10 protein-coding genes are annotated in these 14,566 nt (G+C 71.6%); 6 read left to right on the top strand and 4 right to left on the bottom strand.

Annotated elements, in window-relative coordinates; all coding sequences use genetic code 11:
* The first annotated feature begins 221 nt into the window (after nt 1–221).
* The gene (locus AB0L74_RS05370; protein ID WP_365645799.1) at nt 222–2,372 is read left to right on the top strand and encodes a cellulose binding domain-containing protein; all 2,151 of its coding nucleotides are present in this window, start codon (nt 222–224) and stop codon (nt 2,370–2,372) included.
* A 299-nt stretch (nt 2,373–2,671) separates the two neighbouring features.
* Entirely contained in the window at nt 2,672–3,292 is a 621-nt protein-coding gene (locus AB0L74_RS05365) for a TetR/AcrR family transcriptional regulator (RefSeq protein ID WP_365645797.1), read from the top strand.
* A gap of 81 nt (nt 3,293–3,373) precedes the next feature.
* Here AB0L74_RS05365 and AB0L74_RS05360 read toward each other — a convergent pair whose 3' ends face one another.
* Nucleotides 3,374–3,982: a hypothetical protein gene (locus AB0L74_RS05360; RefSeq protein WP_365645796.1), complete on the bottom strand. Its 609-nt coding sequence runs from the start codon at nt 3,980–3,982 to the stop codon at nt 3,374–3,376.
* A gap of 147 nt (nt 3,983–4,129) precedes the next feature.
* On the opposite strand from AB0L74_RS05360, the gene AB0L74_RS05355 reads away from it, so the two are divergent.
* Nucleotides 4,130–4,630 (top strand): N-acetyltransferase, encoded by a 501-nt coding sequence (locus tag AB0L74_RS05355; RefSeq protein ID WP_365645794.1) that lies wholly within the window; start codon nt 4,130–4,132, stop codon nt 4,628–4,630.
* A gap of 154 nt (nt 4,631–4,784) precedes the next feature.
* Here the strand turns inward: AB0L74_RS05355 and AB0L74_RS05350 are convergent, their stop codons facing one another.
* Complete coding sequence (locus AB0L74_RS05350; protein ID WP_365645792.1) at nt 4,785–4,952, bottom strand: hypothetical protein; 168 nt, start codon at nt 4,950–4,952, stop codon at nt 4,785–4,787.
* A gap of 440 nt (nt 4,953–5,392) precedes the next feature.
* On the opposite strand from AB0L74_RS05350, the gene AB0L74_RS05345 reads away from it, so the two are divergent.
* Together AB0L74_RS05345 and AB0L74_RS05340 are read left to right on the top strand one after the other, a co-directional pair.
* On the top strand, nt 5,393–7,219 hold the full coding sequence (locus AB0L74_RS05345) for a long-chain fatty acid--CoA ligase (RefSeq protein ID WP_365645790.1): 1,827 nt from the start codon (nt 5,393–5,395) through the stop codon (nt 7,217–7,219).
* 86 nt (nt 7,220–7,305) lie between these two features.
* On the top strand, nt 7,306–8,142 hold the full coding sequence (locus AB0L74_RS05340; RefSeq protein ID WP_365645788.1) for an aldo/keto reductase: 837 nt from the start codon (nt 7,306–7,308) through the stop codon (nt 8,140–8,142).
* 199 nt (nt 8,143–8,341) lie between these two features.
* Here AB0L74_RS05340 and AB0L74_RS05335 read toward each other — a convergent pair whose 3' ends face one another.
* Both AB0L74_RS05335 and AB0L74_RS05330 read right to left on the bottom strand, forming a co-directional pair.
* Entirely contained in the window at nt 8,342–9,163 is an 822-nt protein-coding gene (locus AB0L74_RS05335; RefSeq protein WP_365646040.1) for a methyltransferase, read from the bottom strand.
* A 300-nt stretch (nt 9,164–9,463) separates the two neighbouring features.
* Nucleotides 9,464–11,188: a glycoside hydrolase family 6 protein gene (locus AB0L74_RS05330; protein WP_365645786.1), complete on the bottom strand. Its 1,725-nt coding sequence runs from the start codon at nt 11,186–11,188 to the stop codon at nt 9,464–9,466.
* A gap of 438 nt (nt 11,189–11,626) precedes the next feature.
* Here AB0L74_RS05330 and AB0L74_RS05325 point away from each other — a divergent pair, with 438 nt between their 5' ends.
* The gene (locus AB0L74_RS05325) at nt 11,627–14,545 is read left to right on the top strand and encodes a glycoside hydrolase family 48 protein (protein WP_365645784.1); all 2,919 of its coding nucleotides are present in this window, start codon (nt 11,627–11,629) and stop codon (nt 14,543–14,545) included.
* The last annotated feature ends 21 nt before the right edge of the window (nt 14,546–14,566 follow it).

Genomic DNA, 14,566 nt, shown 5'->3' with positions numbered 1-14,566 from the left:
CAGGACGTTCTGCCCCTCCCATCCTGGGAGCGCTCCCACCGGTGGAGATCCGCCGCCGGTCCCGCGCGACCGTTCCCCGTTCGCGCACCGTTCCTCGTTCGCGCACCGTTCCCCGTGCCACCGGCGTGGCAACGCCCTGCCGCCGCGTCGGCACCCCGCCCGTCCGGCGGCACGGTCCCGGCTCCTGCCCGCCGTGCCGCGGACCCTTGAGGAGGGCCCACGTGCCACCATCGCAGAGATCCGGCCGCCCGGCCGGCACCGGCCGCACCGCGAGACCCGGTCCCCGCCGCCTCGCCCGCACCGTGGCCGTCCTGGCCGCCGCGTGCGCCCTGTTACCCCTGGCGGACGCCGCGGGCGCCGCGTCCGCCGCGCCGCGGGCGGCCACCGCCGCCGATGTCACCGTCCGGGTCAACGCCCAGGCGTCGCTGGGCCGGCTGGCCGATGTCGCCCGCGGCGTCAACGCCGCCGTCTGGGACTCCCATATGAACGATCCCGAGGTGGCCACGCTGATGAAGGCGGCCGACGTCGGGGCCATGCGCTACCCCGGCGGCTCCTACGCGGACATCTACCACTGGCAGACCCACACGGCGCCCGGCGGATACGTCGCCCCCGGCACCGGCTTCGACTCCTTCATGAACACCGTCCGGGCCGCCGGGGCCCAGCCGATCCTGATCGCCAACTACGGCTCGGGCACGCCCGAGGAGGCGGCCGGCTGGGTCCGGTACGCGAACGTCACCAAGGACTACGACGCGAAGTACTGGGAGATCGGCAACGAGATCTACGGCAACGGCCACTACGGAAACGGCTGGGAGCACGACGAGCACGAGGACAAGAGCCCCCGGGAGTACGCCCGCCAGGTCCGCGCCTACGCCGAGGCCATGAAGGCCGTCGACCCGACGATCAAGATCGGCGCGGTCCTCACCACCCCGGGCCACTGGCCGGACGGCGTCGTCGGCGAGGGCGATCCGGGCGACTGGAACCACACCGTGCTCTCCGAGGTCACCGACGTCATCGACTTCGTCAGCGTCCACTGGTACGCGGGCGGCTCCGACACCACCGCCGAGGACGCCATGGCCCGGCTGTCCGGGCTGCCCGGCGAACTGCGGGAGGTGCGCTCCCAGATCGACCGGTACGCGGGCGCCGACTCGCCGCGCATCGGCATCGCGCTCACCGAGATCAACACCAACACCGGCGGCGCCCGGCTCACCGCCCGGCCCAACGGCCTGTTCGCCGCGGACGCCTTCATGACGGCCCTGGAGAACGGCGTCTTCACCGTCGAGTGGTGGAACACCCACAACGGTCCCGGCCAGATCACCACCGTCGACGGCGAGACCGACTACGGCGACATGGGGATGCTCTCCAGCGGCGCCTGCGCCGGCGACGTCTGCCAGCCGCCGCCGAACACGCCGTTCCACCCCTACTACGGCATGAAGATGACCCGCGAACTGGGCACCGAGGGCGACACCATGGTCGCCACCGCGTCCTCCGGGCAGGACGTCTCGGCACACGCCGTGCACCGTCGCGACGGGCGCCTGAGCGTCCTGCTCATCAACAAGAACCCGGACGCCGCGCGGACCGTGGACCTCGGTTACACGGGCTTCACCCCGTCCGCCACCGCACCCCAGGTCAGCCGCTACGCGCGCGGCGACAGCGACATCACCGACGTCACCGGCGGCGAGGCGTCCGCCTCCCGGGTCACCGTGCCGCCGTACGCGATGCTCACCGTCACCCTCGCCCCGAAGGCCGGCACCGGCCCCGGCGCCTCGGCGGCCCAGGCCCCGGGCACCCCGCGGCTGGAGGCGGTGACCGACACGACCGCGCGCCTGTCCTGGGGCGGCGCGGAGGGAGCCGCCCGCTATCTGGTCCAGGAACGCGACGGCGCGCACACCCGGCTGATCGGCGAGTCCACCGGCACGTCCGTGACCCTGCGCAACCTGCCCCCGGGCAGCACCCACACGGTCAACGTGCTGGCGGCCGACGCCTCGGGACGGCTCTCCGCCCCGTCCACCCCGCTGACCTTCACCACCGGCACCCCGGCGGACGCGCCCTGCGCGGTCACCTACCACCAGGATCAGAGCTGGGGCAACGGCTTCGTGGCCACGGTCACCGTCCGGAACCTCTCCGCCACCCCGATCAGCGGCTGGACCGTGGACTGGGCGTGGCCGACGGACCGCCAGTCGGTGTCCTCGGGCTGGAACGCCACGTTCCACCAGAGCGGCCGGCAGGTACGGGTGACCGCTCCCGACGGCGCGGGACCGCTCGCCCCGGACGGCGGCTCCGCGGTCTCGTTCGGATTCGTCGGCGCCAACGACGGACCCAACCCGCAGCCGACCGTCTTCCGTCTCAACGGCACCGTCTGCTCCAGCGGCTGACGACCGGCCGGCCGGCTCGGGGCCACCGCCGGCCGGAAGACGCCGGGCGCGCGCCCGTTTACTCGGCGCGCGCCCGGCTCAGACGCCCCGGCCCACGCGGCCCGGCCCGCGCCGCCGCGCGACCTCCGTACGCGCCGATTCCCGTACCCGTTGAGCCCCGTGCACGGTGAGTCCCGTGCGGCCAACTTCCCTGTGTCACGAGGCGTGTACGCCTCCGTGGGAGATACGCAGCCGTATCCCATACGGTGCTGTACCGTGATGCGGTCACGCCGAGGTGTGAGCGGCCGGGGAGGGACGACGTGCCGAAGGGACCCACCAAGCGACGCCCGCAGACGACCGCGCGGCTGCTGGAGGCGGCCCGGGAGACGTTCGCCGAGCGCGGCTTCCACGGCTCCTCCATCGAGGCGATCTGCGAGCGCGCGGGGCTGACCCGCGGAGCGTTCTACTCCAACTTCCGCACCAAGGAGGAGCTGTTCTTCGCGCTGTTCGACCTGCACGCGCGGCGGGTGATCGACCGCCTGACCCGGGCGGTCGACGAACTGGACACGTCCGACGACCCCGTACGGACGGTGCTGACCCGCATGGGCACCGTAAACGAGACCGAACGCGGCTGGTACCTGCTGTCCACGGAGTTCACGCTGCACGCGATCCGGCATCCCCGCACCGGCCGCGTCCTGGCCGAGCACGACCGCCGCCTGCGCGAGGAGATCGTCCGCCTGCTCACCCGCCTCTTCGACCGCCTCGGCCGCAGACCGACGGTCGACCCGGACGCCCTGGCCCGCCTCCTGACGGCCGTCCACGAAGGCTCCCTGGCCCAGAGCCTGGTCGAACCCGACCGCCTGGCCCCCGAGCAGCTGGCCGTGACCTTCCTGCCGCCGCTGATCGACGCCGTCTCCGAACCGGCACCCGCGGACGGCTGAGGGGCGCCGTCCCGGCAGGACGGCTCGCCCGCCGTCTGCCCCTGGCCGTCCGGTCGGACGCGCCCGAGGTGCCGGGCGGCCTCACACGCGGACACCGCCGGAATCGATGCCGACGCGTTCCTCGTACAGCCGCACTCGCCGGCCGGCCGGCTCCAGGTCGGCCTCGTCGAGATCCTCCGTCTCGTCCTCTCCTTCGACGTTCACGGAGTAGCGCCACGTCCGGTGGGCGGGGTCGGTGGCCGAGTCGTACACCGGGTGTCCGACGATCACCTCCGCCCCGGCCAGGCCGAGCTCGCGGGCCTCGGCGCAGTCACGGACCCGCACGACGTCCCCGGTTTCGAACCGGGGGGCGGCGGCCGCCTCCAGACCTCCGGCCTGAGCGCCGTACACGGCGGGGTGCAGGAACGTCCCGCCGTTGACCGGCCGCTCCCACTCCGACCAGCCGAAGCCGTCCTCCCAGGTGAAGCCGAGGGCGCGCAGGCAGTCGGACGCGGACCCGCGCGGCGTCAGGTCGGCCTCGAAGTGCAGCATTTCCGGGGTGCGGTGAAACGGTCCCCGGGCACGCACGACCACCTCGCCGTGGGGCGCGAGTGCCGCGCGCAGGTGTGCGGCGAGCGCCGTGCTCTCCTCGGGCGGGGCCTCGGCCCACAGGGCCAGCCAGACGAGCCGATAGGGCGCCAGAGCCGTCACCGGAACTCCTTTGTGCAGACAGACGTACGCGGAACCGCCACTTCGAGGGGTCGCCGGTCTCCCGGCTCGCCGGCCTTCATCCTTTCAAAGCCGCTACGTCGGTAAATCCTTTTACGCGGCGCACCGCGGCGTGGTTGGCTCGCGCCCATGACCTGGCTGCCACATGGCTTCACCCATCCCCCGCATGTCGACATACCCGGCGGCGAGGGCCACCGGCTGCGTCCGATCAGCGCTGCGGACGCCCCGCTCGACTACCCCGCGGTCATGGGCTCGCGGGAGCGCCTGTGGTCGGTCTTCGGTGCCGCCTGGGGCTGGCCGGCGGCCACGATGTCGTACGAGGCGAACCGCGCGGACCTGGAGCGGCACGCCGCCGAGATCGAGGCCCACGCGTCGTTCAACTACACCATCGAGAACGCGGACCGCACCGCCCTGCGCGGCTGCGTCTACATCGACCCGCCGCAGAAGCGGGGGGCCGACGCCGAGATCTCCTGGTGGGTGGTGGACGAGGAGGTGGGCGGTGCGCTGGAGCGGGCGCTGGACGCGTTCGTGCCGCGCTGGATCACCGAGGACTGGCCGTTCGAGCGGCCGCGGTTCATCGGGCGGGACCTGACGTGGGAGGAGTGGCTGCGGCTGCCGGACCGCTCGTGAGCGGACGCCCGGCTCAGGGGCAGCCGAGGGATACGGCCGCGGCCGATCCGGTCGGCGGCCGCCGCGCCCGCCGTCGTGCGGGGCCGAAGGCCGGCCCGGTCACCATGATCGTGGCGGCCCGGTGACGGGGTCACCGGGCCGCCGGGGTGCCGGGTCAGCGCCTGCGGGACCAGCCGGCCCCGATCCCCGCCATGTGCAGGGCCAGGGCGGTCAGTCCCAGCAGCATGATGTTCACCGAAGAGAACACGTCATTGGTGCCGATCTCCGCCGCGTTGACGAGAAACGCGATGAAGAACAGCACCGCCGCGACTATGCCGAGCACGGGTGCCTCCTCTCGTAGGGGGTGAATCCCGTATGCCCGGCCGTCCCGTTCCCAGACGGGGCCGAAGACCCGGACTCGGCCTGGACCCCCCTCGCCGACCGGAGCGCGACGCGCCCATGGACCAGACCCGCTGTGACGAATCCGGCCGCTCCCGCGCTGAACACAGAAGAGGGCACCGGCGTGACCCATACGAGGGAACGACCGGGCGGTGAGCCCGGCGACGGCGGGTGAGCGGGTCGTACAGATTCGGTGGAGATGACGGCACCGAAACCGGCTCCACCGCCGGGAATCCGCCCGGCCCTTCCGCGTATGCGCGCATTCTCCCCGGCTGACCAGCGACAACCTGAACATCGCTCACGATCGACCCCCCTCCCGCCCCCCGTCCCGGTGGGGTAGCTTTCACGGCGCCGTGCCGGACGTCACATAGAGCGGAGCGGGGTTTGCGCGAGTTCACCAGCCCTCCGTCGGCTCTGGCGCCACCCGTGGGCGGTCTGGCCGACGTGGTCTTCCAGCACGCCCTCGACGACCCGCCGCGCGTCGCCCTCGGCCGCAAGGACGAGGCGGGGCGGTGGCGGGACGTGACCGCCGCCGGGTTCCGCGACGAGGTGCTGGCCCTGGCCAAGGGGCTGCTGGCGGAGGGGGTCCGGTTCGGCGACCGCGTCGCGATCATGTCCCGTACCCGTTACGAATGGACGCTCTTCGACTTCGCGCTGTGGACGATCGGCGCGCAGGTCGTACCGGTGTATCCGACCTCCTCGGCGGAGCAGTGCTTCTGGATGCTGTACGACGCCGAGGTCACGGCGGCGGTCGTGGAGCACGAGGACCACGCGATGACGATCGCCACCGTCATCGACCGGCTGCCGCACCTGAGGCGGCTGTGGCAGCTGGACGCCGGCGCCGTGGCGGAGCTGTACGAGGCCGGGGCCCACGTCGACGACGAGGTGGTGCACCGGCACCGGCAGGCGGTCACGCCCGACTCGGTCGCGACCGTCATCTACACCTCCGGCACCACCGGGCGCCCCAAGGGCTGTGTGATCTCGCACGGCAACCTGATGTACCAGGCGGACACCGTCATCCGGCGCTGGGAGCCGGTGTTCCGCTCCAGGAAGGGCGACGAGGCGGCGACCCTGCTCTTCCTGCCGCTGGCGCACGTCTTCGGGCGGATGGTGGAGGTGGCCGCGATCCGCGGCGGGGTCCGCTTCGGCCACCAGCCGCAGCTGAACGCGGCGGCGCTGCTGCCGGACCTCGCCGCCTTCCGGCCGACGTTCATCCTCGCCGTGCCGTACATCTTCGAGAAGGTGTTCCACGCGGCCCGGCGCACGGCGGAGAAGGAGGGCAGGGCGGGGGCGTTCGAGAAGGCCGTCGACGTCGCCGTGCGGTACGCGGAGGCGGTGGAGGCCAGGGCGTGGGGCACCGGTCCCGGCCCGTCGGCCGCGCTGCGCGTGCGGCACCAGCTGTTCGACAAGCTCGTCTACGCCAAGGTGCGAGCCGCGATGGGCGGCCGGGTGCGGCACGCGATGTCGGGCGGGTCGGCCATGGACCGGCGGCTCGGGCTGTTCTTCGCCGGCGCGGGCGTGCAGATCTACGAGGGCTACGGCCTGACCGAGTCCACCGCCGCCGCGACCGCCAACCCGCCCGAGCGCACCCGCTACGGCACCGTCGGGCAGCCCATCCCGGGCGTCACGGTGCACATCGCCGACGACGGAGAGATCTGGCTGCGCGGCGCCACCGTGTTCCAGGGCTACCTGAACAACCCCGAGGCCACCGGCGCGGCGCTGAACGACGGCTGGCTGGCCACCGGTGACCTGGGCTTCCTCGACGAGGACGGCTACCTCACCATCACCGGCCGCAAGAAGGAGATCCTGGTCACCTCCAGCGGCAAGAGCCTCTCGCCGGGCCCGCTGGAGGAACGGGTACGGGATCATCCGCTGGTCGGCCAGTGCATCGTCGTCGGCAACGACCGCCCCTACGTCGCCGCGCTGGTCACCCTGGACACGGAGGCGGTCGAGCACTGGCTGACGATGCGCAACAAGCCCCGGATGTCCCCGGCGGACCTGGTGCGCGACGCCGACCTGGAGGCGGAGGTGCGGCGCGCGGTCGTCGCCGCGAACACCCTGGTCTCCCAGGCCGAGGCCATCCGTACCTTCCGGATCCTGGCGCAGCCGTTCACCGAGGAGCACGGGCTGCTGACACCGTCGCTGAAGCTGAAGCGCAAAGCGATCGAGAAGGCGTACGCGGACGTGGTGGAGGCGCTGTACCGGGTCTGATTTTTCCCGGACAGGAATGTGTGGCGGCCTGTGATCGTTGACGATGGGAGTACCACCTGTCCACAGAAACGAAGGATCAACAGCTCGTGAGCAGCCAGGTCCCCCCGATCATCCTGAACAACGGCGTCGAGATGCCCCAGCTGGGCTTCGGCGTCTGGCAGGTGCCGGACGACGAGGCCGAGACGGCCGTCGCGACGGCACTGGAGGCCGGGTACCGCAGCATCGACACAGCGGCGATCTACGGCAACGAGGAGGGCACCGGCAAGGCGATCGCCGCCTCCGGCATCCCCCGCGAGGAGCTCTTCATCACCACCAAGCTCTGGAACAGCGACCAGGGCTACGACTCCACGCTGCGCGCCTTCGAGACCTCCCTGGCCAAGCTCGGCCTGGAGTACGTGGACCTCTATCTGATCCACTGGCCGCTGCCGTCCCAGGACCGCTACGTCGACACCTACAAGGCGTTCGAGAAGCTGCACTCCGACGGCCTCATCCGGGCGATCGGCGTCTCCAACTTCCTGCCCGAGCACCTGGACCGCCTGATCGCCGAGACGTCCGTCGTCCCGGCCGTCAACCAGATCGAGCTCCACCCGCACCTGCAGCAGCGGGCCGCCCGCGAGTACCACGCCGAGCAGGGCATCGCCACCGAGGCGTGGTCGCCGCTCGGCCAGGGCAAGGGCCTGCTGGAGGTCCCGGCGGTCGTGGCCATCGCCCGCAAGCACAACCGCACCCCGGCCCAGGTCGTGCTGCGCTGGCACGTCCAGCTGGGCAACGTCGTCATCCCGAAGTCCGTGACGCCGTCGCGGATCAAGGAGAACATCGACGTGTTCGACTTCAGCCTGGACGACGAGGACCTCGCGGCGATCAGCGCGCTGAACGAGGACCGGCGCCTGGGCCCGGACCCGGCGGCGTTCGACATGAGCTGACCCGGTTCCCACCGGTGGCCGGGCGAAGGCCCGGCCCGCCCCCGCCGTACTCGCGCGGGGGGCGGGCCGGGCCTTCGCACGTCCGGGCCCTTTCCCGGCGTACGGCCGGGGTGCCCATTCCCCGCGCACGACGGTCATGCGGACGCCGGCGCGGGCGGGCCGGACCGCCGCCGTCCGGCGCCCGGCGCCCGGCGCCCGGTCAGGCGGGCCGGACGGCGGTGTGCACGGTGTGCGCCGCCAGCAGGAACACATCCGGGCGCCGGTGGACGCTCGCCTCGTCGGCCGGGTCGAGGAGCCGGTCGAGGGTGGCACGGTCATCGGCGTCGAGACGGTCGCCCTGCCCCTCGCGCAGGCGGTCGAGGAAGGCGGCGACATAGGCGCGGGCCCGGTCGGAGGCCGGGGCGGGCAGGTCCAGCAGGAAGCTGCGGCTGCCGGTGTGCTCCAGTCCGGCGGCGTTCAGCAGCGCCGGCCAGTCCTCCGTCTCGGCGACCGACCCGGGCAGCGTCGCGCGCATCTCGGCGAACCGCTCCTCCTGCGCCACGTCCAGCCGCGCCTGGAGCCCCGGGCGCCCGACGCCGATGTCCCGCGGCAGGAACCGCATCGGCAGTCCGCCCTCCAGGATCGCCAGTGTGCCGCCCGGCGCGAGACGCTCGCCGAAGGCGGCGAGTCCGGCCCGCTGGTCGCCCAGGTGGTGCAGGCTGCGGCTGGCCCACAGCAGGTCGGCGGGGTAGTCGAGGTCGTCCAGCACACCGGGCAGCTCCCCGGCGAGGGTGCCGAAGCGGTCCGCCACGCCGAGGCGGGCGGCACGGGCGCGGGCCCGCTCCAGCAGCGGCTCGGCACCGTCGGCGGCGACGACCCGCGCGCCGGGGAAGGCGTCCGCGAGCAGACAGGAGACGACACCCGGTCCGCTGCCCGCGTCGACGACCAGTCCCGGGTCCCGTACGTCCCGTGCCAGCCAGGCCAGGGCCTGGGTGTAGAGGGGGCTGAACAGCTCCGCCTCCGTTTCCAGCAGCGGCGCCATCCCGGCCCAGTCGACGTCGGCGTGGTCGTGGTGGTGTCCATGGGGGTGAGGGCCCTGGTGCGGTCCGCCGCCCTCCGGGAGGTGGGAGCCGTGGGGGTGTCCGTGGTCGTGCGCCATGGTGGTCAGCTTCTCGTTCGCCATGATCCCAGCGTGCGCCGAGGCAGCACAAAACGGCCACTGGTGTTGCCGGAACGGCAACACCAGTGGCCGGCCGTCGGGGAGAACGGCGGTGAGGGCCGCGAGCCGCCGGGGCCCGGCCCGGGAAGACCGGGCCCCGGCGGGATCACCTGCCCGCGCCCGCTACGGCAGCGGCGGGTAGGCGTTCTGCATCAGCTGCTGGAACTGGGCCGAGAACCAGTGCCCGGAGATCGGGGCGTCCGGGAGGGCACCGGTCCGGTTGTTGTTGTTGCGCGGGTTGCCGGTGTACGTCGGGTCGCACATCCGGTCGAATCCCTTGCCCTCGGTGTTCGGGATCTCCTTGCTCGCGCCGTCCGACTCCCCCGGCGGCTTCATCCACACGTAGGCGTCGATGCCCGGCTCGGGGTTGGCCCGCGGCCGTTCGCCGAGTCCCGCCCCGTCCTGGTTGCACCAGTTGCCGAGGTGGATGCGGCGGTCGTAGCGGCCGCCGTCGACGTAGGTGTCGACGCTGGTCGTGGCGCCCGGACCGGTGGGCCGCTTGGCGCCGCCCCAGCCGTTGCGGGAGGTGTCGATCAGCATGCCGATCTTCGAGTCGAAGCCGATCGAGACCAGCTTGTCACGCATGGCCTGGGCGTAGGACAGCTCGTCGGTGTAGCGGTTCCAGTCCACCCACTTGGACTGGCGCACGGACGTGCCGTTAACGGTGTCCGTGATCTTGAAGTGGTCCTCCTTGAGGGCGCTGTAGTTGGCGGTGTTGACGATGAAGCCGTGCACGTCGGCGACGGTGGCGCCCTCGGTGGTGGCGGCCGTCTTGAACATGTCGGCGGAGGCGCCGAAGTTGTCGTCCCAGCCGAGCCAGCCGTGGTGGCCGGCGTCGATGTAGTTGTAGACGTTGGCGATGTCGCCCAGCTTGTTCAGGGCGTAGCCGACGCCCTTCTGGTAGTTGCCGTTGGCCTTCATCACGTCACAGTTGGGCGTGGCGGTGGCCCGGGGCGTGACGTTGGTGACGAGGTTGGGCAGGGAGTCGATCTCGATCGTGGTGACGATCCGCAGGCCCGCGTACTTGGGGTCGGCGAGGATCGCGGCGATCGGGTCGATGTACTCCTTCTTGTACCGGTCGATCTCCGTCGGGCCCAGTTCGCCGTTGGAGGCGAGGGCCGCGCAGTCGCGGCCGGGAAGGTTGTAGATGACCAGCTGGATGTAGAGCTCGCCGGAGCCCTTCTGCTTCAGCGCCTCGTCGAGGTGGTCGCGCAGGCCCATGCCGCCGTTGACGCCGTTGATGGCGGCGATCCGGTCGAGCCAGACACCGGTCGGCTGGTTGCTGATCCGGCTGCCGCCCGGCTCGGCGGCGGCCTTCGCCGACCACTCGGGGTTCACGTACCCCTTGGCGCCGACGTACGGGTTGTCGGCCTTGCCCGACGGGTTGGGCGGCGGGTCGGTGGGGCCGCCGGGTCCTCCGCTGCCGCCGTCGTCGACGTTACAGGTGACACCGTCGAGGGTGAAGGTGGCGGGGATCGCGTTGGTGCCGCTGTAGCTGCCCTGGAAGCCGAAGCTGACCGAGCCGCCGGTGGCGAGCTGGCCGTTGTAGCCCTCGTTGGCGGCGGTGACGGCGGCCCCGCTCTGGGTGACCCTGGCGTTCCAGGCGCTGGTGACCTTCTGGTTCCCGGCGTAGGACCACTTCACCTGCCAACCGGACTTGGCGGCCCCGTTGTTGGTCACGGTGACGGCGGCGGTGAAGCCGGTGCTCCACTGGTTCTGCACCTTGTAGTCGACGGTGCAGGGGATGGCTGCCACCGCCGAGTCCGCCGGAAGGGCGGCGAACGCCGTGCCGGAGGCTCCGGCCACGAGCGTCAGGGCAGCGAGCAACGCTGTTCTGGTTCGGTTCATGAGGGAATTTCCCATCCGTTGGGCGGTGCGGGGTGCCACGCGGCCCGGCCGCCCACGACGTGATACGTCGCCGGAGGCGCGGGAACGCGCAGGGGATGGAGTCGCCCGAGCGGGCCCGCCGACCGAAGGTGCCACCGGCGGAAAAACCCTGGACACGAGGGGTGGTGCACGAGCGACTCCGGGCAGGTCGGGCGCGCCGTGACGGACACGCCTGCTGATGGAACCGCTCCCACTGGTGTCCAAGAAGCTAGCGCCAAGTGACGGCGAAGAACAGAGAAGTCGCCAACTTTCCCGAAAGCCTTGCGCGTCGAATGTTTTCGACTCTTCACACGTCTTGACCCCTCCTACCGCCCTCCGCACTATGGGAGCGCTCCCACTGGTTCAAGGCTTGTTGCTCCTCCCACTCCCCTGCCCGAGCCGCAAGGAGGAACCAGCACCATGCATCCCGGACGCAGACGCAGACGCCGCACCACGCGGCGGCTGTGGACGGCCGCCCTGGCGGCCTTAGCGCTCCCGCTCACCCTGGCGGGAACGGGTACGACTCCGGCCCACGCCGCTGCGGTCCAGTGCAGCGTGGACTACAAGACCAACGACTGGGGCTCCGGCTTCACCGCGGACCTGACGATCACCAACCGCGGTACGGAGGCCCTCGACGGCTGGACGCTGACGTACGCCTACGCGGGCAACCAGAAGCTCTCCAACGGCTGGAACGGCACCTGGTCCCAGTCCGGCCGGAACGTCACGGTCAAGAACGCCTCCTACAACGCGCGGATCGCGGCGGGCGCCGCCGTCTCCACCGGCGCGCAGTTCACCTACAGCGGCACCAACGCCGCGCCGACCAGCTTCGCGGTCAACGGCACTCCCTGCGTCGGCGCGCACCAGCCGCCGATCACCGTGCTGACCAGCCCCGCCGCGGGCGCGGTCTACACGCAGGGCGAGGCGGTCCCGCTGGCGGCCACGGCCGCGGCGGCCGACGACGCGACCATCAGCAAGGTCGAGTTCTACGACGACACCAGGCTGCTGGGCACGGACACCAGCGCCCCGTACTCGCTCTCGGTCACCGACCTGGCCGTGGGCGGTCATTCCCTGCTGGCGAAGGCGTACGACAGCATGGGCGTGTCCGCCGAGTCCACCCCGGTCGGCATCACGGTCGCCTCCGGCCCCACCGTGGTCGCGTCCCCGCCCCAGCTGGGCGTCCAGCAGGGCAAGTCGGGCACGTTCGAGGTGAAGCTGTCCAAGCAGCCGTCCGCGAACGTGACCGTGACGACGGCCCGCGCCAGCGGCAACACGGCCCTGACCGTCAGCGGGGGCGCCTCGCTCACCTTCACGCCGCAGAACTGGAACACCGCGCAGAAGGTGACCATCTCCGCCGGCTCCTCCGGCACCGGCTCGGCGGTCTTCGAGTCGACGGCGCCCGGCCACGGCAAGGCCACGGTCACCGTGACCCAGCTCGGCGCCACCAAGGAGTACGACGCCCGCTTCCTGGAGCTCTACGGGAAGATCACCAACCCGGCGAACGGGTACTTCTCCCCCGAGGGCATCCCGTACCACTCGGTGGAGACGCTGATCGTCGAGGCGCCGGACCACGGCCACGAGACGACGTCGGAGGCGTACAGCTACCTGCTGTGGCTCCAGGCCATGTACGGCAAGGTGACCGGCGACTGGACCAAGTTCAACGGCGCCTGGGAGATCATGGAGAAGTACATGATCCCCACCCACGCCGACCAGCCGACCAACTCCTCCTACAACGCCTCCAAGCCGGCGACGTACGCCCCCGAGTACGACACGCCGAACGAGTACCCCTCCCGGCTCGACGGCGGCGTCTCGGTCGGCCCCGACCCGATCGCGGGTGAGCTGAAGAGCGCCTACGGCACCGACGACGTCTACGGCATGCACTGGATCCAGGACGTCGACAACGTCTACGGCTACGGCAACTCACCGGGCAAGTGCGAGGCGGGTCCGGCGGACACCGGCCCGTCGTACATCAACACCTTCCAGCGCGGACCGCAGGAGTCGGTCTGGGAGACGGTCCCGCAGCCGACCTGCGACGCCTTCAAGTACGGCGGCAAGAACGGCTACCTGGACCTGTTCACCGGTGACGCCTCCTACGCCAAGCAGTGGAAGTTCACCAACGCCCCGGACGCCGACGCGCGGGCCGTGCAGGCCGCGTACTGGGCGGACATCTGGGCCAAGCAGCAGGGCAAGGGCTCCCAGGTCTCCGGGACCGTCGCCAAGGCCGCCAAGATGGGCGACTACCTGCGCTACGCCATGTTCGACAAGTACTTCAAGAAGATCGGCAACTGCACGAGCCCCTCATGCCCGGCGGGCACCGGCAAGGACGCCTCCCACTACCTGCTGTCCTGGTACTACGCCTGGGGCGGCGCGGTGGACACCTCCGCGGGCTGGGCCTGGCGCATCGGCTCCAGCCACGCCCACGGCGGCTACCAGAACCCGCTGGCCGCCCACGCGCTCGCCAACTACGCACCGCTGAAGCCGAAGTCGGCGACGGGCGCGGCGGACTGGGCCAAGTCGATGGACCGGCAGCTGGAGTTCTACCGCTGGCTGCAGTCCGACGAGGGCGCCATCGCCGGCGGCGCGACCAACAGCTGGGCGGGCCGCTACGCGGCCCCGCCGGCCGGGAAGTCGACGTTCTACGGCATGTACTACGACGAGAAGCCGGTGTACCACGACCCGCCGTCCAACCAGTGGTTCGGCTTCCAGGCGTGGTCCATGGAGCGGGTCGCCGAGCTGTACCAGCAGACGGGGAACGCGCAGGCCAAGGCGGTCCTCGACAAGTGGGTCGACTGGGCGCTGGAGCACACCACCGTCAACCCGGACGGCACCTTCCGGATCCCGTCGACGCTCCAGTGGTCGGGCCAGCCCGACACCTGGAACCCGTCGTCGCCGGGCGCCAACAGCGGCCTGCACGTCACGGTCGCCGACTACACCAACGACGTCGGTGTGGCCGCGGCGTACGCCAAGACCCTGACGTACTACGCCGACCGCTCCGGCGACACCGAGGCGGCGCGGATCGCGAAGGCGCTGCTGGACGGCATGTGGGTCAACCACCAGGACGCCCTCGGCATCGCCGTCCCGGAGACCCGCGCCGACTACAACCGCTTCGACGACCCGGTCTACGTCCCCAGCGGCTGGACCGGCACCATGCCGAACGGTGACGCGATCAACTCCTCGTCCACCTTCGAGTCGATCCGCTCCTTCTACGAGGACGACCCGGCCTGGTCGAAGATCGAGTCCTACCTGGCGGGCGGCGCCGCGCCCGTCTTCACGTACCACCGGTTCTGGGCCCAGGCCGACATCGCCCTGGCCATGGGCTCGTACGCGGAGCTCCTCGAATAAGTCCCCGCTGAACGCTCCGCG

The organism is Streptomyces sp. NPDC052020 (assembly GCF_040680575.1).
Lineage (GTDB): Bacteria > Actinomycetota > Actinomycetes > Streptomycetales > Streptomycetaceae > Streptomyces.
This window is presented reverse-complemented; position numbering and strand designations above follow the sequence as displayed.

Excerpts from the sequence above, each read along its gene's own strand:
- AB0L74_RS05355 (WP_365645794.1), top strand. The coding sequence starts at position 4,130 with ATGACCTGGCTGCCACATGGCTTCACCCATCCCCCGCATGTCGACATA.
- AB0L74_RS05335 (WP_365646040.1), bottom strand. The coding sequence starts at position 9,163 with ATGGCGCCGCTGCTGGAAACGGAGGCGGAGCTGTTCAGCCCCCTCTAC.
- AB0L74_RS05330 (WP_365645786.1), bottom strand. The coding sequence starts at position 11,188 with ATGAACCGAACCAGAACAGCGTTGCTCGCTGCCCTGACGCTCGTGGCC.
- AB0L74_RS05325 (WP_365645784.1), top strand. The coding sequence starts at position 11,627 with ATGCATCCCGGACGCAGACGCAGACGCCGCACCACGCGGCGGCTGTGG.